This window comes from Polynucleobacter sp. Tro8-14-1 (assembly GCF_018881655.1).
Lineage (GTDB): Bacteria > Pseudomonadota > Gammaproteobacteria > Burkholderiales > Burkholderiaceae > Polynucleobacter.
This window is the reverse complement of sequence record NZ_JACVPX010000001.1, coordinates 106,024-126,324: the sequence shown is the minus strand read 5'-3', so window position 1 is coordinate 126,324 and position 20,301 is coordinate 106,024. Positions and strand designations below refer to the sequence as shown.

The window sequence follows — 20,301 nt, the reverse complement described above, 5'->3', positions numbered from 1 at the left end:
CTCCGTTTGATCTGTAATAAGCAATCTGCCTAAAAAATAGGCAGATTTGGGTCTGACTGTGCTAAAGTGTCATGCTTTCCGCACGCGCCCTTTTAGATGAATATTGGTCCTCACCTCCTCGCAAATAAGTTATTTGTGGCCCCGATGGCTGGGGTAACGGATCGCCCATTTAGACAGCTATGTAAGAAGTTGGGGGCCGGGTATGCAGTTTCTGAAATGGTCGCCTCAAATGCCTTGCTTTGGAAAAGTGAAAAAACGCAACGTCGCGCGAATCATGTTGGTGAATTCAAACCGATTGCCGTTCAAATTGCTGGCGCTGATCCAGCAATGATGGCGGCAGCGGCAAAAATCAACGTAGATCACGGCGCCCAGATTATCGATATCAATATGGGGTGTCCCGCAAAGAAAGTATGCAATGTTGCCGCTGGTTCCGCCCTATTGCGTGATGAGCCTTTGGTCCAGCAAATTCTAGAAGCAGTTGTGAATGCCGTTGGTATCGGACCAGATGCAGTACCAGTGACTTTGAAAATTCGTACGGGCTGGGATCGCGAACATAAGAATGCTATTGAGATAGCGCGTCTTGCAGAAAAATCCGGCATCTCCATGCTGACGGTCCATGGCCGTACGAGAGCAGACCTGTATCACGGTGAAGCAGAGTACGAAACGATTACCGCAGTCAAAAATAGTGTGCGCATTCCGGTTGTGGCTAATGGCGATATCACCAGCCCAGAAAAGGCGGAGCAAGTTTTAAAGCTCACTGGTGCCAATGCCATCATGATTGGACGAGCCGCTCAAGGCCGTCCTTGGATCTTCCGTGAAATCAACCACTATCTTGAAACCGGCGGCAAGCTTCCGACCCCTGAGATCAATGAGATTCAGGGCATCATGAATGCACACCTCTTAGACCACTACGAGTTTTATGGTGAGCATATTGGCCTGCGTACTGCTCGTAAGCATATTGGCTGGTACTGCAAAGGGTTGCGTGACTCCCATGCCTTCCGCCAGCGTATGAATACTGCCGACGATTGCAAAACCCAACTGCAAATGGTCAATGATTATTTTGACGAAATGAAATCCCATTCTGACCGCTTGTTATTTTTGGAAGCGGCATAGCTTTAACTGAGTTTAGTTTCTTTATTTATTTTTTTGTTTTTGCATTGATAGATTGTTATGACCAATAAGCACCCGATTACCGAATGTATTGAAACCCAATTGCAGGGTTATCTGAATGACCTCAAAGGAACTGCACCAACTGATATCTATGACATGGTATTGGCTGTTGTTGAAAAACCAATGCTGGAATTAGTGATGCAGCATGCCAAGCAAAATCAATCACTGGCAGCGCAGTATCTGGGCATTAATCGCAACACCCTGCACAAGAAGTTGGTTGAACATCAACTTCTGAAGTAAGCGCAAACTTTACTAATAACAAAGCCATTTTTTAAATTAAGCTCCGAAAACCATGATCCGTACAGCCCTACTCTCCGTCTCCGATAAAAATGGCATCGTGCCTTTTGCTAAAGCCCTCCACGAACAAGGCATTAAGCTCATTTCTACTGGCGGCACAGCAAAACTCTTGGCCGAAAACAATCTGCCTGTTGTCGAAGTTTCTTCTTTAACGAAATTTCCGGAGATGCTGGATGGTCGCGTTAAGACCCTCCACCCAATGGTGCATGGCGGCTTATTAGCTCGTAGAGATTTTCCAGAGCATATGGCAGCCCTGAAAGAGCATGGCATAGACACCATTGATATGCTCGTGATTAATCTTTACCCCTTCAATGAAACAGTCACTAAGGAAAACTGCTCATTCGAAGATGCGGTCGAAAACATTGATATCGGTGGTCCAGCCATGTTGCGTGCCGCTGCAAAGAATCACCAAGATGTCACCGTGCTGATTTCACCTGAAGATTACGCTCCAGTCTTGGCTGAAATGAAGGCCAATAAGAATGTCGTTTCTTACAAAACCAACTTGGCTTTAGCGAAAAAAGTATTTGCACATACCGCGCAATACGATGGTGCGATTGCTAACTATCTCTCAGCATTAGGTGATGATCTTGATCACAAAGCCCGTTCTGCCTACCCAGAAACTTTGCACTTTGCCTTTGAAAAAGTACAAGAGATGCGTTATGGCGAGAATCCACACCAGTCTGCAGCGTTCTATAAAGATATTTACCCCGTCGATGGCGCATTAGCAAATTACAAGCAGTTGCAAGGGAAAGAACTTTCTTACAACAATATTGCCGATGCAGATTCTGCCTGGGAATGCGTTAAGAGCTTTACTGGCAATGCCGGTGGCGCTGCAGCTTGCGTCATAATCAAGCATGCCAACCCTTGTGGCGTAGCTGTTGGTGCTTCAGCCCTTGAAGCCTATCAAAAAGCCTTCAAAACCGATCCGAGCTCCGCCTTTGGCGGCATCATTGCCTTTAACGTGCCTTGCGATGGCACTGCAGCTGAAGCCATCTCCAAGCAATTCGTGGAAGTATTGATTGCGCCTAGCTTTAGTGATGAAGCTAAAGTGATCTTTGCTGCGAAACAAAATGTACGTCTTCTAGAAATTCCATTGGGTACTGCATTTAATACCTTTGATTTCAAACGTGTTGGCGGTGGTTTGCTGGTGCAATCTCCTGATGCTAAGAATGTTCTCGAAAGTGAAATGCGCGTTGTCAGTAAGCGTCTGCCAACCCCAAGCGAAATGCACGACATGATGTTTGCATGGCGCGTAGCCAAGTTTGTGAAATCCAATGCCATTGTGTATTGCGCTAATGGAATGACTCTTGGTATCGGTGCCGGTCAAATGAGCCGCGTAGACTCTGCGCGCATGGCTAGCATCAAGGCTGAGAACGCTGGCTTAAGCCTCAAAGGGTCTGCAGTAGCAAGCGATGCCTTCTTCCCGTTCCGTGATGGCTTAGATGTCGTTGTGAATGGTGGCGCAAGCTGCGCCATTCAGCCAGGTGGCAGTATGCGTGATGATGAAATCATTGCGGCAGCAAATGAGCATGGTATCGCCATGATCTTTACTGGCACACGTCACTTCCGTCACTAAGAAAACAAGAAGCCATAAACAAACTCATGCGCTGGATAGGAATCGACCCAGGTTTACGGACTACTGGTTTTGGAGTCATCGATGTCGATGGCCAAAAGCTGACCTACGTAGCCTCGGGGACGATTGAAAGTGGCGATCCAGCTAAAGGCCTGCCTGAACGCTTAGGCACCCTCTATGCCGGTGTTAAGGAAGTTCTGGAGACCTATAGACCAGAGTCTGCTGCGATCGAAGAAGTCTTCTTAAACGTCAATCCTCGTTCCACACTCATGTTGGGTCAGGCACGGGGTGCTGTTATTGCCGCTCTCGTTTCAGAAAAACTCCCGGTAGCTGAGTACAGCGCCTTAAGAGTCAAGCAGTCCATTGTTGGTAATGGTAGAGCAGCTAAGCCTCAGGTCCAAGAAATGGTCAAGCGTCTTCTCAGACTGAGCCGCGCCCCAGGGACTGACGCCTCTGATGCACTAGGCGTTGCCATCTGCGCCGCCCATCATGCGCAGATGCCAAAAGCAATTACTGCAGCTTTAGCACCTAAGCTAACGCCTAAGAAACGTAGCAAGTAACAATACACATCACAGGTTAAGATCTCTACATGATTGGTCGCATTCAAGGTACCCTCGTTTCAGTTCACCCTCCTCGCCTTTTAGTCGATTGCCAAGGTATTGGTTATGAGGTTGATGTGCCTATGAGCACTTTGTATCAACTACCTCAGGCTGGTCAAAAGATTACCCTATTGACACATTTTCAAGTTCGCGAAGATGCGCAGCAACTTTTTGGCTTTGCTACTGAAACTGAGCGTGAAGCATTTAGACAGCTCATCAAGATTAGTGGCGTCGGCTCACGCACAGCACTCGCAGTTCTTTCCGGCATGAGTGTTAATGAACTAGCCCAAGCCATTGCACTTCAAGAAGCTGGGCGCCTCACTCAGGTGCCTGGTATCGGCAAGAAAACTGCTGAGCGTCTCTGCCTAGAGCTCAAAGGCAAGCTAGCTCCAGACTTAGGCATTACAGGTGACAAACCTCAGGCAATTGAGGCTAGCAGTGAAGTGTTACAAGCCCTCCTTGCTCTGGGCTATTCAGAAAAAGAAGCACTTTTGGCACTCAAGCAAATCCCGCCCGATACCAGTGTTTCCGATGGAATCCGTATGGGATTGAAGTATCTATCTAAAGCTTAATAGTCAAACGGCACTAAACTCTCAGCATGGCAATACATACAGACGACCTCAGCTCTATTCCTGAAGATTTACCGGAAGGTAATGCCCGCATTGTGAGCGGTGCAGCAGGCAATACTGAAGCCGTCTTTGAAAGAGCCCTTCGCCCTAAACAACTCGATGAGTATGTTGGCCAAACTAAGGCCAGAGCACAATTAGAGATTTTCATCAGCGCTACGAGAGCGCGCCAAGAAGCCTTAGACCACGTTCTCTTGTTTGGGCCTCCTGGACTTGGTAAAACAACTCTTGCTCACATTATTGCAAGAGAGCTTGGTGTGAACATGCGCCAAACGAGCGGCCCTGTTCTAGACAGGCCTGGCGATCTTGCTGCCTTACTAACAAATCTAGAAGAAAACGATGTTCTCTTTATTGATGAGATTCATCGTCTATCTCCAGTTGTGGAAGAAATTCTGTATCCCGCGCTAGAGGACTACAGCCTAGATATCATGATCGGCGAAGGCCCTGCAGCGCGCAGCGTGAAGATTGATCTCAAACCATTTACCCTGATCGGCGCAACTACTCGTGCCGGCATGCTGACCAATCCATTGCGTGATCGTTTTGGTATTGTGGCCAGACTCGAGTTCTACACGACTGAAGAACTCACTAAAATCATTAATCGCTCAGCTAGCTTACTTAAGGCTGATATCGATCCAGAAGGCTCCGTAGAAATTGCAAAGCGTGCTCGTGGCACTCCTCGTATTGCTAACCGTCTATTACGCCGCGTACGTGACTATGCAGAAGTAAAGGGCACCGGCACCATTACTAAGGCTATGGCCGACGCTGCACTCAAGATGCTGGACGTGGATCCAAGTGGCTTTGATGTGATGGACAGAAAACTCTTAGAAGCGATCTTGCACAAGTTTGATGGTGGCCCGGTAGGTATCGATAACTTGGCAGCAGCCATCGGTGAAGAGCGCGACACGATTGAAGATGTTCTTGAGCCCTACCTCATTCAACAAGGCTACCTACAAAGAACTTCACGCGGCCGAGTGGCAACCCGTCAAGCCTATGAACACTTTGGATTAACTCCGCCTAGCGGAAGTGCTAGCTTGGATATTTAAGCTAGCGTTACTTTGGCGAACTTACGCTTACCAACCTGCACTACGTAAGTTCCAGCTTCAACCTTTAATTGCTTATCAGCAACGGTTACACCATCAATCTTTACGCCGTTTTGCTCAATATTGCGCATCGCTTCAGATGTAGATGGAGCAAGACCTGCAGCCTTCAAAAGATTGGCGATTGCCATAGGCGCCCCAGAAAGATTTACTTCTGGAATGTCGTCAGGTACGCCACCTTTAGCGCGGTGATTAAAGTCCTCTAAGGCTTTTTCTGCTGCAGCTTGCGAGTGGAAGCGTGCCACGATTTCTTGTGCGAGCAGTACTTTGCAGTCTTTTGGGTTTCTGCCAGCAGCAACCTCTTGCTTCATCAAATCAATCTCAGCCATTGGACGGAATGACAGTAATGTGAAGTAGTCCCACATCAAATCATCCGAAATGCTCAAGAGCTTGCCAAACATATCGCCAGCAGGCTCGCTGATACCAATGTAATTGCCTTTAGACTTACTCATCTTCTCAACACCATCAAGACCAACGAGTAGTGGCATCGTCAAAATACATTGAGGCTCTTGGCCATACTCACGTTGGAGTTCACGACCAACTAGAAGATTGAACTTCTGGTCCGTACCACCAAGCTCTAAATCACTCTTCAGTGCAACGGAGTCATAGCCTTGCATGAGTGGATATAAAAACTCATGAATCGAAATAGGCACACCATTGCGATAGCGCTTCGTAAAGTCATCACGCTCGAGCATACGAGCAACAGTATGTTTAGCAGCCAACTGAATCATGCCGCGCGCGCCCAAAGGATCACACCACTCGCTGTTGTAACGCACTTCGGTTTTAGAAGGATCGAGCACCATACTCGCTTGACGATAGTAAGTCTCTGCATTGACTGCGATTTCTTCTGCGGTCAATGGAGGGCGGGTAGCGTTACGACCCGATGGATCACCAATCATGCTAGTGAAATCACCGATCAAGAAAATTACGGTATGACCTAAGTCTTGTAACTGGCGCAACTTGTTCAAAACAACGGTATGACCCAGATGAATATCAGGAGCCGTAGGATCTAAACCTAATTTAATCCTGAGTGGAGTCTTGGTAGCTTGGCTACGAGCCAGTTTCTGAACCCAGTCTGCCTCAACCAATAGCTCATCGCAGCCACGTTTGGTGACTTCGAGCGCCGCAAAGACTTCAGGGGTCAAAGGATATTTTTGTTCTGGTTTAGCCGTCATGCTGATTCGGATTGCTGATTCAGTTAAATTAGTAGTTAAATTGCTAAAGCATAATTGTCGCATTCCTGAGAGCTAAATGAACAAACTCCATTCCCTCTATATCGGCCTAATGTCTGGCACCAGCCTGGATGGGATAGATGCTGTTCTAGCGAAGATAGGGGCTAATGGGGAAGCTAGTGCGCTAGACGCCATTAGCGCCCCTTTCTCAGCGGAGCTCCGCAAGACCCTATCCGAGCTTCAAAGCCCTGGCCCAAATGAGCTTCACCGAGAAAAACAGGCTGGCAATGCCTTGGCCCTGGCATATGCAGAAGCCATTGGCCAGCTGCTCCAAAAAGCAAATCTAAAGCCTTCTGATATCGCCGCCATCGGCGCACATGGTCAGACTATTCGCCACCAACCTCATCTAGGTGATATGGCTTATACACATCAAACACTGAATCCCGCTCTCTTGGCAGAAAAGACTGGCATTGATGTTGTTGCTGACTTTAGAAGTCGTGATTTAGCTGCTGGTGGACATGGCGCTCCATTAGTACCAGCCTTTCATGCGCAGCAATTTGTAGAAGATAAAAATTTAGCCATTCTCAATATCGGTGGCATCGCTAATCTCACCTTACTTCCTAAGAATGGCGAAGTAACTGGTTTTGATTGTGGTCCAGGCAATATGCTGATGGACGCCTGGATACACGAACATCAAGGTAATGCCTATGATGAAAATGGTAATTGGGCATTGCAGGGAAAAGTGAATGAAGAACTGCTTGCAAAAATGCTGTCTGATTCTTTCTTTGCAAAAGTTCCGCCCAAGAGCACTGGTAGAGACGACTTTCATCTTGCTTGGGCGCAAGAAAAATTGAGTGGTGCAAATTATCTTTGTGAAGATGTGCAAGCGACCTTGCTACATTTGACAGCGTACTCCGCCCTCGAAGCTTTAGCCCGTTATGCCCCGCAAACCCAGAAGCTGATTGTCTGTGGAGGCGGCGCTAAAAATAATGCTTTGATGAATTTATTCAAAGTGAAGTCGCAGAATTTCTTCAAAAAGCCATTAGAAATTACTACGAGTGAATCCGCAGGAATTGATCCGCAACTTGTGGAAGGCCTTGCTTTTGCATGGCTAGCGTGGGCTCATAAAGAAAAACGGCCAGCAAATTTGCCAGCCGTTACGGGAGCGAAGGGTCCTAGAATTCTAGGTGCTTGTTACCCAGCTTAACTTCGCTGCTTAATTAAATATTAATTAAGTTCGTTTTTATTTAAGCAGAGAAAGAAGATCCGCATCCACAAGTAGTTTGCGCATTTGGATTCTTAATCACAAACTGTGATCCGTTGATGTCTTCTTTATAGTCAATCTCAGCGCCAACCAAATATTGGAAGCTCATTGAATCTACCAACAAAGTAACGCCATTCTTTTCAAAGAGAGTGTCATCTTCATTCACAGCATCATCAAATGTGAAGCCATACTGAAATCCTGAGCAACCGCCACCTTGAACGAATACGCGCAGCTTCAATTCTGGATTGCCTTCTTCAGCAATCAAGTCCGCCACTTTCGTAGCAGCGCTATCCGTGAACACCAATGGGGTTGGCGGCTCGGCTAAATCTTGTGCAGGTTGTGTAGCTAATTCGGTCATGATTTACTCCTAATTCAAAAGGCAATTTCTTATTTTAGGCTTTTAATGCCCAGTTTGCTGAAGGGTCATTATGGGGAAACAGCGATCTGGGTAAGGCCCATAGTCTCTGGTAACCCAAACATCAGGTTCATACACTGCACACCTTGGCCTGAAGCGCCCTTCACCAAATTGTCCTCAACTACCAAAATAACTAAAGTATCACCGCCGCCTGGACGGTGGATCGCAATCCGAATACCGTTGCTACCCCGTACAGAACGCGTCTCTGGATGACTGCCTGCTGGCATGACATCGACAAATGGCTCATCTTTATAGAAATTCTCATAAAGCTTTTGGTAATCCACATCTTTACCAGCCTCAGTCAACCGGACATACAAAGTCGAATGAATTCCTCTAATCATCGGCGTTAAATGCGGTACGAAAGTCAAACCGATCTGATCATGGCCAGCGATTGCCTTCAGGCCCTGTTCGATTTCCGGTAAATGGCGATGCCCCTTCACGCTATAGGCCTTGAAGTTATCACTTGCTTCAGACAATAGTGTACCGATCTCAGCTTTCCGGCCAGCACCAGAAGTGCCTGACTTTGAGTCAGAAATAATATGCGTGCCATCGATAAGGTGTTTGCCGCCAGTCGATTTAGGTGACAGCAAAGGCGCTAGACCTAGCTGCACTGATGTTGGATAGCAACCCGCCAAACCAACTATGCGCGCTTTCTTAATGGCCTCACGATTAATCTCTGCCAAACCATAAACAGCCTCAGCCAAAATTTCTGGGCAGGTGTGCTCCATGCCGTACCACTTTGCAAATTCTTTAATATCCTTCAAACGAAAGTCTGCGGCAAGATCCAAAATCTTCACATTGTTAGCGAGCAATTCTTTTGCTTGTGCCATTGCAACGCCATGTGGAGTTGCGAAGAACACCACATCACATTCATTCAGCTTGGCTTCATCTGGCGTCGTAAATTTGAGAGCAACACGGCCACGCAAAGATGGAAACATCTCAGCCACTGGCATGCCAGCTTCTGTGCGAGAAGTAATTGCAGTGAGCTCTACCTCAGGATGCTGCGCCAATAAACGCAACAATTCCACTCCGGTATATCCAGTGCCACCTACGATGCCAACTTTAATCATGCCATTCTCCAAAATACCGATCATGAGAAGTTTCTTTTAAAACTTCTGAATACCTCAATTGTAGAAACAAAAAGGGCCGCTTGCGCGACCCTTTCGATAAAACTTGAGCGACTGAAAGAATTAGCGCTTGCTGAACTGCTTACGACGACGCGCGCCGTGCAGACCAACTTTTTTACGCTCAACTTCACGAGCATCGCGAGTTACCAAACCTGCTTTAGACAGGGCTGGCTTCAAGGCGTTGTCGTAGTCGATTAATGCACGAGTAACGCCGTGACGAACTGCACCAGCTTGGCCAGTTTCACCGCCACCAGAAACGTTTACTTTGATATCAAAGGTCGTTAAGTGGGCTGTGAGAGCCAAAGGCTGACGAGCGATCATGCGTGATGTTTCACGAGCAAAATAGGCATCGATAGGCTTACCATTAACAATGATTTCGCCCTTGCCAGATTTAATGAATACACGCGCCACAGAACTCTTGCGACGACCAGTACCGTAATTCCAATTTCCGTAATTAATAGCCATTTGGGTTCCTTAAATCTCTAACGCTTTAGGCTGTTGAGCCGTGTGCGGATGATTAGCGTCGCCATAAACTTTCAATTTCTTGATCATGGCATAGCCTAGTGGGCCTTTTGGCAACATACCCTTCACAGCCTTCTCCAAAGCGCGACCTGGGAAACGGTCTTGCATCTTGTCGAAGTTGGTCGAGCTAATACCACCTGGGTATCCGCTGTGACGGTAATAAATTTTGTTCAAGCCTTTTGTGCCTGTGACACGGAGCTTAGATGAATTGATGACAACGATAAAGTCGCCAGTATCAACGTGTGGGGTGTATTCAGGCTTGTGCTTGCCGCGTAGACGGAGTGCCACTTCACTGGCGACACGACCGAGGACTTTGTCCGTAGCGTCAATCACGAACCATTCATGCACTACCTCATGGGATTTTGCAGAAAAAGTTTTCATGATTTCTAAAATTGTTATAGTCAAAAAAATTACCCCAACCAAATTACATCCACCTTGGCCCTGCTTATGTTTGCAAGCTCGCAGATTCTGCAATTTACTTGGTACAACAAATTACCGCTGACCGGCTCGGTAATTCAGTAAAGCCTTGAATTGTAACCTAAAAAAAACCCAGGAACGAGTCCTGGGTTGGAATCCACCTATGTTTGGGTGGAGGAGACACTGGGAGGTAAGTCGCAGTCTTATACAAGACTGACTACCAATATGGTTATTGTATCCATATGCATGGTGCGACGCAAGAATATTGATCAAAATCAATTTTTTTATGTTGCTGTGCAGCAACTTGATTTCCCATAAAATAGGTAAACTATTGATAATATTGATTAATTTAGTAAGTTAGGGGTCACTAATAATGGAATGTCGAGTAAGTTGGTTGGGTAATGGCGGGATGGCTTTTTCTGCAGAAACTGGCAGTGGCCACCTCGTAAACATGGATGGTGCCCCTGAAGCTGGTGGCAAAAACCTCGCTCCAAGGCCAATGGAGCTGCTTTTAGTGGGTGCAGGCGGATGCTCTGCATTTGATGTGGTTTTAATCCTACAGAGGGCCCGCCAAGCCATTACCGGCTGTGAAGTGGCCCTCCAGGCTGAGAGGGCTTCAGAAGACCCGAAAGTCTTTACTAAGATTAATTTGCACTTTACGGTCAAAGGAAAAGACCTAGATCAGGCAAAGGTAGATCGCGCCGTAAAGCTCTCACATGAAAAATATTGCTCGGCTACGACTATGTTGGCTAAAACTGCAGAACTGACCTACAGCGTCGAAATCATTGCGGAATAAGTGCAGAGTCAATCGATAAGCCGGATTCTGTCGCCTAGATTTGCATCTAGGGGCAATCATTCCTCTAGGCCGGCAGTTACCTGACGGCTCAAGCTCCCTACCCGCAGACTCAGCGGGACGCCTCATCGCCTGCTTACTTGGGATTGCTCCAGGTGGAGGTTACCGCGTTTCACCGTAACTAAATACGCTCGTCTCTGTGGCCCTATTCCTCACGTCGCCGTGGATGGCCGTTAGCCATCACCCTTCCCTATGGAGTCCGGACTTTCCTCCCCCTCAATAAAGAGGCGGCGATTGCCCAATTGACTCTGCGCCTGCAGTCTAACGCAGTCAGGCCAATTTGGCTAAGAAAGTAATGATTTGTGTTTTTTAAACGAGTGACCAGGCGATGGTTTCGCCAGCACGCAAAGGGACAATGGTGGTGTCGCCTAATGGCAATTCAGCAGGGATGCTTTGCGCTTGCTTTACCAGAGTAATTTTTTTGCTATTGCGTGGCAGAGAATAAAAATCAGGGCCAAAGAAACTAGCAAAGCCTTCTAACCGGTCTAACTTACCAACACTCTCAAATGCTTCTGCATATAAACCTAAAGCATTAAAGGCGCTGTAACAACCCGCGCAACCACAAGCTGCCTCCTTGACGTCCTTAGCATGAGGCGCACTATCCGTACCCAAGAAGAAACGAGAGTTACCGCTGGACGCAGCCTCTAAAAGTGCAACGCGATGTTCTTCGCGCTTAAGCACAGGTAAACAATAATTGTGTGGACGAATGCCACCAGCAAAAATAGCATTGCGATTCATGAGTAGATGCTGCGGAGTAATCGTGGCTGCAATCGTATTCTTTCCACCCGTTGCTGCATCACGCACATAGTGGGCTGCTTGCTTGGTAGTGATGTGCTCAAACACAATCTTGAGCTCAGGAAATTTTTTACGAAGAGGCTCTAAAACCGTATCAATGAATACCGCTTCACGATCAAAGATATCGATTTCAGAGCTGGTTACTTCACCATGCACTAAGAGCGGCATACCAACAGCTTGCATCGCTTCTAATGCCGCATGGCAATGTTTAAGATCACTGACACCGGCGTCACTATTCGTCGTTGCACCTGCTGGATATAACTTAAAACCTACAATGCCTGCAGCCTTGGCCTTACGAACCTCATCTGCAGAAGTATTGTCAGTGAGATACAAAGTCATCAAAGGCGTGAAGTCACTGACACCCAGAGACTTTAAATTCGATTCAATGCGAGATTGATAGGCCTTAGCCAAATCCACAGTAGTTACTGGTGGTTTGAGATTGGGCATGATGATCGCACGCGCAAATTGACGCGCAGTGTCTGCCAACACATCTTTCATTACTTCACCATCACGAATGTGCAAATGCCAATCGTCCGGCTGAATCAGTTGAATTTGTGTAGGGCTATTAGACATATTATTTATCGAGCAAGATAATGCGGAAATCATTCACGTTAGTAAGTGTAGGGCCAGTTTCCACTAAAGCGTCTAATTCTGCAAAGAAGCCATAGCAATCATGTGCTGATAAGAATTTCTCTGGAACCAGACCTGCAGTCTGGCTAGATTGGCGCACGGCGCTATCAAACCAGGCACCGGCGTTCTTTTCGCTACCATCAATGCCATCGGTATCCGCAGCCAAAGCAGCTATTCTTGGCAAATCAGAGCTAGCAGCTAAAAGTGAGAGTAGATATTCACTGCAACGACCGCCACGGCCTTTTACGTCTGCTGGAATCGTCACAGTACATTCACCCCCTGAAATGAGGGCAAGCGGACTATCAATTCCCTTAGCCATATAGTCACGAGCTAACGCAGCCTGCTCCACACCAACTTCTTGCGCCTCACCAGTAATAGTGTCCCCCAAAACAATGGGTTCATAACCCTGCGTGCTCACATAGTCAGCAGCAGCCTCTAAACTTTTATAAGCAGTTGCAATCACATGATTGGCCACTTGAGCGGAGATTAAATCAGAATCTTTCAGAGTCTCTGGCTTTTCACCAGCCAAACCTTGTTTGAGATGATTCAATACTGATCCAGGGATAACCGAATCATCTAAATCATATTTTTGCAAGATGTTGAGTGCATCTAAATAGGTTGAGTAGTCTGCAGCACACGGGCCGCTAGCAATATCGGCTGGTGAGTCGCCTGTGACATCAGAAATTAATAAAGCCTCGACTCGTGCGCCACGGGCGATAGCTACTCTAGCTAAATTGCCACCCAAGATTGCAGATAAATGTTTACGCACCACATTCATTTCTTCAATAGGTGCACCACTACGCAAGAGCGCTTTAGTGGTCTTGCGCATATCATCAATCGAGATACCTTCTTGCGGCAGGGTAAGAAGGCTTGATCCACCACCAGAGACTAAGGCGATCAATACGTCGCCCTTTTCCAATTGATTGGTTAAGGCAAAAATTTCTTTAGCTCCATCCATGCCAGCTTGATCGGGCACTGGATGGCCAGCCTCTACGATCTTGATGAAGGAGGTTGGTGAGCCGTGACCATAACGCGTCAGCACAACGCCCTCTAACTTCACCTGTGGCCAATGGGATTTGGCATAAGCTTCTAATGCACTAGCCATCGAAGCGCTAGCCTTACCTGCACCTACTACCAAACATTTACCCTTAGGCTCTTGCCCAACTGGAAATATCTTTGCTAAGAACTGGGGAACAATGACCTGTGGATCAGCAACCGCTACTGCAGCAGAAAAAGCATTTTTAAGAATTGCTTCTTTACTTGTTGCCATAGAGGGAAAAGAACTGTTTTGAGTCATCCAGCTATTCTAATCAACCGTGGCACGCTCTTGCATCTGCCACATCTCCGCGTACCTTCCTTGAGCTGCAAGCAACTCTTCGTGAGTTCCTCGCTCCACAATCTGACCACGGTCCATCACTAAAATTTGATCGGCATGAATAATAGTTGAAAGACGATGAGCAATAATGAGGGTTGTCCGGTTCTTGGCCAAACTGAGCAGCTCTTCCTGAAAAGCGCGTTCTGTTTTGGAATCTAGAGCTGAAGTTGCTTCATCAAAAATCAACATAGCCGGTTTTTTGAGGAGTGTTCGCGCAATCGCTACGCGTTGTTTCTCACCCCCAGAAAGCTTCAAACCTCTCTCGCCAACCTGTGTGTCATACCCCTCTGGCAAGCGCTTAATAAAGCTATCGATTTGAGCTGCCCTAGCCGCCTCTTGCACCTCTTCAATCGTTGCTGAAGGATCGCCATAGGCAATGTTGTAACCAATCGTGTCATTGAATAAAACGGTATCTTGCGGAACGATGCCGATTGCTTTACGCAAGCTAGCCTGTGTCACATCTTGAATATTCTGCCCTGCAATCAGAATTTCTCCTGACTGCACATCATAAAAACGGAATAGTAATCTGGCGAGAGTACTTTTACCTGCGCCACTTTGACCCACTACCGCCGTAATGGTTCCAGCAGGAATATTGAAGCTGACATCACGCAGAATTTCACGCTTGGCATCATAGTGAAACGACACATGCTCAAACCTAACGTCTGGGCCATGTCCCTGGTCATGAACTTGTAGCGGCCTTGCATCTGGAGAATCAGCAATCTCTTTATCGGTATTCAGCAATGAGAACATCCGATCCATATCCGTTAATGACTGCTTAATTTCACGATATATGACCCCCAAGAAATTAAGCGGAATATAGAGCTGAATCATCAAGGTATTTACCAGCACCAGATCGCCCAAAGTCATCGTGCCATTGACAACGCCGACAGTAGCGCGCCACAGAATCAACATTAAGCCGGTAGCAATAATGATCTGCTGGCCAAGATTTAATACGGCTAAGGTCTTTTGTGACTTCACTGCTGCAGATTGATAGCGCAGCAAGTTTTCATCGTAACGCCTGGCCTCAAAGGCCTCGTTACCAAAATACTTCACTGTTTCAAAATTCAAGAGCGAGTCAATGGCTTTTTGATTGGCCTTTGAATCCATATCATTCATAGTGCGGCGGTAATGGGTACGCCACTCAGTAACCATCACCGTAAAAATAATATAGAGGACTAAGGCTATAAATGTAATTGCAGCAAACCAAATATCGTATGAATAGGCAAGGTAGCCCAACACCAAACAAAACTCAATTACTGTTGGCAAGATGCTATAGAGCGAGTAAGAAATCAGTGACTGAATACCACGTGTACCGCGCTCGATATCTCGACTCACGCCACCCGTCTGACGGGCTAGATGAAAGCTCAGCGCCAATGAATGCAAATGCTCAAATACCTGAAGCGCCACTTTACGAACTGCATTCTGGGTAACCTTGGCAAATAAAGCTTCACGCAACTCTGTAAACAAGGATGCGGAAATTCTTAATAAGCCGTAGGCCAGAATAATTCCCAAGGGAACAGCCAAAAGGGCTTGGGGAGAACTTGCTTTGATATCCAAAGAGTCAATTAACTCTTTCATCACAATTGGAATGCCGAGATTAACGACCTTGGCAGCTATTAAACAGCTCAGGGCAATAATTACCCGAAAGCGATACTCCAGAAGATAAGGGAGGAGATCACGAATGACGCGCCAATCACCGCGCCCTGGTGTTTTTGAATCTGCGCTACCGTGATGATGTCCTGATGAATGTCTCATCGCTCTATCTTATTCCTAATTGGCTATTTGACTCGGCTTAGTTCGCAGAAAATAATTTCAAAATAGCCTCGCCATTGCTGCGAGAAAAACATTTCTTAGCGGCCTCTTCATAAGGGAGCCACTCATATGCAACATGCTCCCTTGGGGCAAGTGTGATTGAAGTGCTATCCGGAACTTCTAGCGCAAACCAATGTTCGATATTTCGGGTAACACCTGGGGCATAACGAAATCGCCACTCAGGATAGATTTCATACTCGATGTGATGATGCAGGTTTTGCAACGCCTCTTTTGGTAGGCGCACCACCGCAATCCCCGTCTCTTCAAATACTTCTCGCGTAGCTGCTAAAGCCAGATCCTCATCGAGAGCATCAAGACTACCAGTGACAGATTGCCAAAAGCCAGAGCGGTCAGCACGCTCTATCAATAAAACATCCCTATTCGATCTGTAGATAACGACTAAAACCGAAATAGGGATTTTCAAGATGGTATTACTGAAGTTGCTTTATGCGGCAGGGGTAGCTTGACGCAAACGGATATGCAACTCACGCAGTTGACGCTCGTCTACTGGGCTTGGGGCCTGAGTTAACAAGCACTGCGCACGTTGTGTTTTAGGGAAAGCAATCACATCACGAATGGATTCTGCACCAGTCATCATCGTTACGATGCGATCCAGGCCGAACGCAATACCGCCGTGAGGAGGCGCGCCATACTGAAGTGCATCTAACAAAAAGCCAAACTTCGCTTGCGCTTCTTCTGCATCAATTTTCAATGCACGGAATACCTGGCTTTGAACAGCCTCTTGGTGAATACGGACTGAGCCGCCACCAATTTCACTACCGTTCAACACCATGTCATACGCTTTAGCCAAGCACTTACCTGGATCAGACTCCAGATGCTTCATGTGCTCATCTTTAGGACTGGTAAACGGATGATGGCAGGCAACCCAACGGGCTTCGCCTTCATCGTAGTCAAACATTGGGAAATCAACTACCCACAACGGCTTCCAACCTTCGGTAAAGAGACCATGCGCTTTACCCCAAGCGGACTGACCAATACGTAAACGTAAATTACCAATCGCATCGTTTACTACTTTTTCTTTATCGGCACCAAAGAAAATAATGTCGCCATCTTTTGCACCCGTGCGCTTCAAGATGCCTTCGATCGCCGCATCATGCAAATTCTTCACGATTGGTGACTGCAAGCCATTGCGGCCTTCAGCAACGGAATTGACCTTGATCCAAGCCAAGCCTTTAGCGCCGTAGATACTGACGAACTGGGTGTAGTCATCAATTTCGCTACGGCTAATTTCAGCACCACCAGGCACGCATAAGCCCACCACTCGTCCACCCACTTGGTTAGCGGCACCTGAGAACACCTTGAAATCAACGTCTTTCATTAAATCAGTCAATTCAGTGAATTCAAAGTTCACACGCAAATCTGGCTTATCAGAGCCAAAACGCGCCATACCTTCAGAGTAAGGCATGGTTGGGAATGGATTAGGCAACTCAACATTCATCGTCTTCTTGAAAATATGTCGAATCATGTTTTCAAACAAATCACGAATTTCTAACTCACTCAAGAAAGCAGTTTCACAGTCGATCTGAGTAAATTCAGGTTGACGATCCGCACGCAAGTCTTCGTCACGGAAACACTTGGTAATTTGATAGTAGCGATCAAAGCCAGCGACCATTAACAACTGTTTGAATAACTGTGGAGACTGTGGCAGCGCAAAGAACTGGCCATCATGAACACGGGAAGGCACCAAATAATCACGCGCGCCTTCTGGGGTGCTCTTAGTTAACATCGGTGTTTCGATATCGATAAAGCCAGCATCATCTAAATAACGACGACACTCCATCGCCACGTTGTAACGCAACCGTAAATTCTTTTGCATTTGTGGGCGACGCAAATCCAATACGCGATGAGTTAATCGAGTGGTCTCTGACAAATTCTCATCATCAATCTGGAACGGCGGAGTTACAGAAGCATTCAGAATCACCAAGCTATGGCAGAGGATCTCTACTTTTCCACTAACTAAATCCGTGTTCTCAGTGCCGGCAGGACGTGCACGTACAAGACCTTTAATCTGTATACAGAACTCGCTACGAACTTGCTCAGCAAGAGCAAACATTTCTGGGCGATCAGGATCGCAAACAACCTGTACAAAACCTTCGCGGTCACGCAAGTCAATAAAGATCACGCCTCCGTGGTCACGACGGCGATTAACCCATCCAGCAAGAGTGACTTCTTGACCAATCAGTGAATCGGTTACCTGGCCGCAGGTATGGCTTCGCATTGACATAACAATTTCCTATAAATCAAAAATGGTGTGGCAACTGGGATGCAGTTAAACCACTAGAACTATTGGGGGGAACAGAGCCCATTGAAACAATATGTTTCAGAGCCTCTTCCACACTCATCTCTAATTCAATCGTTTGTGCACGTGGCACGATCATGAAAAAACCAGAGGTTGGATTTGGGGTTGTAGGCAAAAATACGTTGACGTAATCTTCACCCAATTTGGCAGTTACTTCTCTTGCGGGAATGCCAGTTTGAAAAGCAATCGCCCAAGAATCCGCATGGGGATATCGAATCAGCAAGGCTTTGCTAAAAGCTTGCCCACTTCCAGAAAATAAAGTGGATGAGACTTGCTGAACGCTGGAATAAATGGAACGAACAATCGGTATGCGATTAACAAATTTATCCCAAACTTTTAACCACCACTGTCCGGCAAAATTAATTGCGGTCAATCCAGTGAGAAGGATGACCACAATCACAATCAGTATTCCAACACCCGGGAGGTCGCGGAAATGCTGCAAATCTCTAGCGGCATCCTCAGGGAGAACAATAATAATGGCGTGCATTACAGAACCAAAAACACCATCGAGCAGGCCCAAGCCCCAAGCAATCACCCAAATGGTGATCGACAAGGGTGCCCAAACGAGGATGCCAGCGATAAAGTATTTTTTCATGTGTTCTGCCTAACCCGCTATTTTAGCGGGTTAGCAGCCAATCAGCGAGAGACTAATAAATGCCTAGGCTGATGATCAAAATTCCAGCCAAAAACCCGCCAGCAAAGAGTAAAGCGCCTGCCAAAAGGCGATGTGTACGTCTTTCTTGCAATAAAAGGGCCTTTAAGACCTCTAATTCGCCATTTTGGTCTTTGATGGGGGAACGGGCCTGCGCTAGGCTATCCGCAATCAAACGGGGCAATGTTGGCAGAATTTTGGCCCAAGTAGGCGCCTCTTCCTTGATGCCATCAATGAGACCACGCCAACCCAACTGCTTGCTTACCCATTTTTCCAGAATCGGCTTAGCCGTTTTCCAAAGATCCAGGTCGGGATCCAGTTGACGAGCCAGACCCTCGACATTCAAGAGGGTTTTTTGTAGCAAAGTGAGTTGCGGCTGAATTTCTACCTTAAAGCGACGTGAAGTTTGGAACAGGCGCATGAGCACGATGCCCAAGGAAATTTCTTTCAGAGGGCGATCGAAATACGGTTCGCAAACTGAACGTACCGCACCCTCTAATTCTTCAACGCGGGTATTCGCCGGAACCCAACCCGATTCAATATGTAACTCAGCAACTCGGCGGTAATCGCGATTAAAGAATGCCAGAAAATTCAAGGCTAAATAATTTTTGTCAGATTCGCTTAATGCACCAACAATTCCAAAATCTAGAGAAATGAAACGGCCAAATGTTTCTGGCTCTAAGCTAATCATAATGTTGCCGGGATGCATATCTGCATGGAAGAACCCATACTCAAACACTTGAGTAAAGAATATCTCTACGCCATCTGAAGCCAACTTCTTAAAGTCAACGCCCGCCTCTCTGAGTGCTGCCGTTTTACCAATTGAGATGCCATACATTCTCTCCATGACAATCACATTGGTGTGACATAAATCCCAATACATCTCGGGAATCATTAACTTATTCGAATCCGCAAATTGCCTACGTAGCTGACTCGCATTAGCGGCTTCGCGCATGAGATCAAGCTCATCATGCAAATAAGTATCGAACTCCGAAACGTTCTCACGCGGTTTTAAACGGCGGCCATCTTCGGAGCTTTTTTCAATCACTTTAGCTAAGTCGTACATCAAAGCCAAATCACCCTCAATCACCGGCAAAATACCGGGGCGCAAGACCTTGATGGCTACTGAACGACCCTCCCATTCAGGATGCTTATCTGTGCCACGCAAGACTCCGAAGTGCACCTGTGCCACTGAGGCACTAGCGACAGGTGTTGCATCAAAGCTAATAAACACTTCTTCAATTGGTTGACCTAGATCCGCTTCAATCAAGCGACGAGATTCTTCGTTTGAGAATGGTGGTACCTGATCTTGTAATTTAGCCAACTCATTAGCGATATCTTCTGGCAATAAATCGCGACGTGTAGAAAGTACTTGACCAAATTTCACAAAAATAGGGCCTAGTGCCTCTAGCGTCAATCGAATACGCTCACCTCTAGGTAAATGACTGCCAGGAGACATCCAGCAAAGCACTGTTAAGAATCCGCGACGAATGCCCGGCTTTAGAAGATCGCGAAGCAGTGGCAATAAACCATAACGCCATGCGGTAAAGAAAATGAAAAAGAGACGAGCAATTCGACGCACGAT

The 20,301-nt window shown here is 46.8% G+C and carries 20 protein-coding genes and 1 other RNA gene; 8 read left to right on the top strand and 13 right to left on the bottom strand.

Annotated elements, in window-relative coordinates:
* Positions 1 to 96: 96 nt before the first annotated feature.
* From dusB to ruvB, 6 genes are read left to right on the top strand one after another with little or no spacing between them, the layout of a single operon-like run.
* A complete protein-coding gene (gene dusB / locus ICN34_RS00665) occupies positions 97 to 1,113 on the top strand; it encodes a tRNA dihydrouridine synthase DusB (RefSeq protein WP_216120242.1) in 1,017 nt (338 codons plus the stop codon).
* A 57-nt stretch (positions 1,114 to 1,170) separates the two neighbouring features.
* Positions 1,171 to 1,410 (top strand): helix-turn-helix domain-containing protein, encoded by a 240-nt coding sequence (locus ICN34_RS00660; protein WP_072582732.1) that lies wholly within the window; start codon positions 1,171 to 1,173, stop codon positions 1,408 to 1,410.
* A 52-nt stretch (positions 1,411 to 1,462) separates the two neighbouring features.
* Positions 1,463 to 3,043 carry a bifunctional phosphoribosylaminoimidazolecarboxamide formyltransferase/IMP cyclohydrolase gene (purH, locus tag ICN34_RS00655; protein ID WP_216120240.1) on the top strand — a complete coding sequence of 527 codons (1,581 nt, stop codon included), beginning with the start codon at positions 1,463 to 1,465 and terminating at the stop codon, positions 3,041 to 3,043.
* Positions 3,044 to 3,069: 26 nt separating this feature from the next.
* Positions 3,070 to 3,600, top strand: coding sequence for a crossover junction endodeoxyribonuclease RuvC (gene ruvC, locus ICN34_RS00650; RefSeq protein ID WP_216120238.1), 531 nt, complete (start codon positions 3,070 to 3,072; stop codon positions 3,598 to 3,600).
* 29 nt (positions 3,601 to 3,629) lie between these two features.
* Positions 3,630 to 4,211 carry a Holliday junction branch migration protein RuvA gene (gene ruvA / locus ICN34_RS00645; protein WP_072582729.1) on the top strand — a complete coding sequence of 194 codons (582 nt, stop codon included), beginning with the start codon at positions 3,630 to 3,632 and terminating at the stop codon, positions 4,209 to 4,211.
* A 26-nt stretch (positions 4,212 to 4,237) separates the two neighbouring features.
* Positions 4,238 to 5,308 (top strand): Holliday junction branch migration DNA helicase RuvB, encoded by a 1,071-nt coding sequence (gene ruvB / locus ICN34_RS00640; protein WP_072582728.1) that lies wholly within the window; start codon positions 4,238 to 4,240, stop codon positions 5,306 to 5,308.
* Here ruvB and tyrS read toward each other — a convergent pair.
* Complete coding sequence (tyrS, locus tag ICN34_RS00635) at positions 5,305 to 6,537, bottom strand: tyrosine--tRNA ligase (RefSeq protein WP_072582896.1); 1,233 nt, start codon at positions 6,535 to 6,537, stop codon at positions 5,305 to 5,307. The genes ruvB and tyrS overlap by 4 nt on opposite strands.
* Before the next feature lie 76 nt (positions 6,538 to 6,613).
* On the opposite strand from tyrS, the gene ICN34_RS00630 reads away from it, so the two are divergent.
* On the top strand, positions 6,614 to 7,741 hold the full coding sequence (locus tag ICN34_RS00630) for an anhydro-N-acetylmuramic acid kinase (protein WP_216120236.1): 1,128 nt from the start codon (positions 6,614 to 6,616) through the stop codon (positions 7,739 to 7,741).
* Positions 7,742 to 7,781: 40 nt separating this feature from the next.
* Here the strand turns inward: ICN34_RS00630 and erpA are convergent, their stop codons facing one another.
* From erpA to rplM, 4 genes are all read right to left on the bottom strand, one after another.
* Positions 7,782 to 8,156 carry an iron-sulfur cluster insertion protein ErpA gene (gene erpA, locus ICN34_RS00625; RefSeq protein ID WP_216120234.1) on the bottom strand — a complete coding sequence of 125 codons (375 nt, stop codon included), beginning with the start codon at positions 8,154 to 8,156 and terminating at the stop codon, positions 7,782 to 7,784.
* A 68-nt stretch (positions 8,157 to 8,224) separates the two neighbouring features.
* Entirely contained in the window at positions 8,225 to 9,283 is a 1,059-nt protein-coding gene (gene argC / locus ICN34_RS00620) for an N-acetyl-gamma-glutamyl-phosphate reductase (RefSeq protein ID WP_216120604.1), read from the bottom strand.
* Between the two features lie 120 nt (positions 9,284 to 9,403).
* On the bottom strand, positions 9,404 to 9,805 hold the full coding sequence (rpsI, locus tag ICN34_RS00615) for a 30S ribosomal protein S9 (protein WP_072582726.1): 402 nt from the start codon (positions 9,803 to 9,805) through the stop codon (positions 9,404 to 9,406).
* A gap of 9 nt (positions 9,806 to 9,814) precedes the next feature.
* Positions 9,815 to 10,243, bottom strand: a complete 429-nt coding sequence (gene rplM, locus ICN34_RS00610; protein ID WP_072582725.1) for a 50S ribosomal protein L13 — start codon at positions 10,241 to 10,243, stop codon at positions 9,815 to 9,817.
* Positions 10,244 to 10,652: 409 nt separating this feature from the next.
* Between rplM and ICN34_RS00605 the strand changes: the two genes are divergently transcribed.
* Positions 10,653 to 11,075, top strand: a complete 423-nt coding sequence (locus ICN34_RS00605) for an OsmC family protein (RefSeq protein WP_216120232.1) — start codon at positions 10,653 to 10,655, stop codon at positions 11,073 to 11,075.
* On the opposite strand, the gene rnpB is transcribed toward ICN34_RS00605, so the two are convergent.
* The 8 genes from rnpB to ubiB all read right to left on the bottom strand — a co-directional run bounded on the left by rnpB (position 11,076) and on the right by ubiB (position 20,298).
* Positions 11,076 to 11,382: RNase P RNA component class A (rnpB, locus tag ICN34_RS00600), an RNA gene on the bottom strand. It abuts the gene before it with no gap.
* A gap of 59 nt (positions 11,383 to 11,441) precedes the next feature.
* Complete coding sequence (gene pyrC / locus ICN34_RS00595) at positions 11,442 to 12,500, bottom strand: dihydroorotase (protein WP_216120230.1); 1,059 nt, start codon at positions 12,498 to 12,500, stop codon at positions 11,442 to 11,444.
* Between the two features lies 1 nt (position 12,501).
* On the bottom strand, positions 12,502 to 13,854 hold the full coding sequence (locus tag ICN34_RS00590; protein WP_216120227.1) for a glycerate kinase: 1,353 nt from the start codon (positions 13,852 to 13,854) through the stop codon (positions 12,502 to 12,504).
* Between the two features lie 9 nt (positions 13,855 to 13,863).
* Positions 13,864 to 15,687 (bottom strand): ABC transporter ATP-binding protein/permease, encoded by a 1,824-nt coding sequence (locus ICN34_RS00585; protein WP_216120225.1) that lies wholly within the window; start codon positions 15,685 to 15,687, stop codon positions 13,864 to 13,866.
* A 37-nt stretch (positions 15,688 to 15,724) separates the two neighbouring features.
* Complete coding sequence (nudB, locus tag ICN34_RS00580) at positions 15,725 to 16,168, bottom strand: dihydroneopterin triphosphate diphosphatase (RefSeq protein WP_216120223.1); 444 nt, start codon at positions 16,166 to 16,168, stop codon at positions 15,725 to 15,727.
* Positions 16,169 to 16,189: 21 nt separating this feature from the next.
* Complete coding sequence (gene aspS / locus ICN34_RS00575; RefSeq protein ID WP_072582719.1) at positions 16,190 to 17,989, bottom strand: aspartate--tRNA ligase; 1,800 nt, start codon at positions 17,987 to 17,989, stop codon at positions 16,190 to 16,192.
* Between the two features lie 16 nt (positions 17,990 to 18,005).
* Positions 18,006 to 18,659: a DUF502 domain-containing protein gene (locus ICN34_RS00570; protein WP_072582718.1), complete on the bottom strand. Its 654-nt coding sequence runs from the start codon at positions 18,657 to 18,659 to the stop codon at positions 18,006 to 18,008.
* Positions 18,660 to 18,711: 52 nt separating this feature from the next.
* Positions 18,712 to 20,298, bottom strand: coding sequence for a ubiquinone biosynthesis regulatory protein kinase UbiB (ubiB, locus tag ICN34_RS00565; protein WP_216120221.1), 1,587 nt, complete (start codon positions 20,296 to 20,298; stop codon positions 18,712 to 18,714).
* Positions 20,299 to 20,301: the final 3 nt, after the last annotated feature.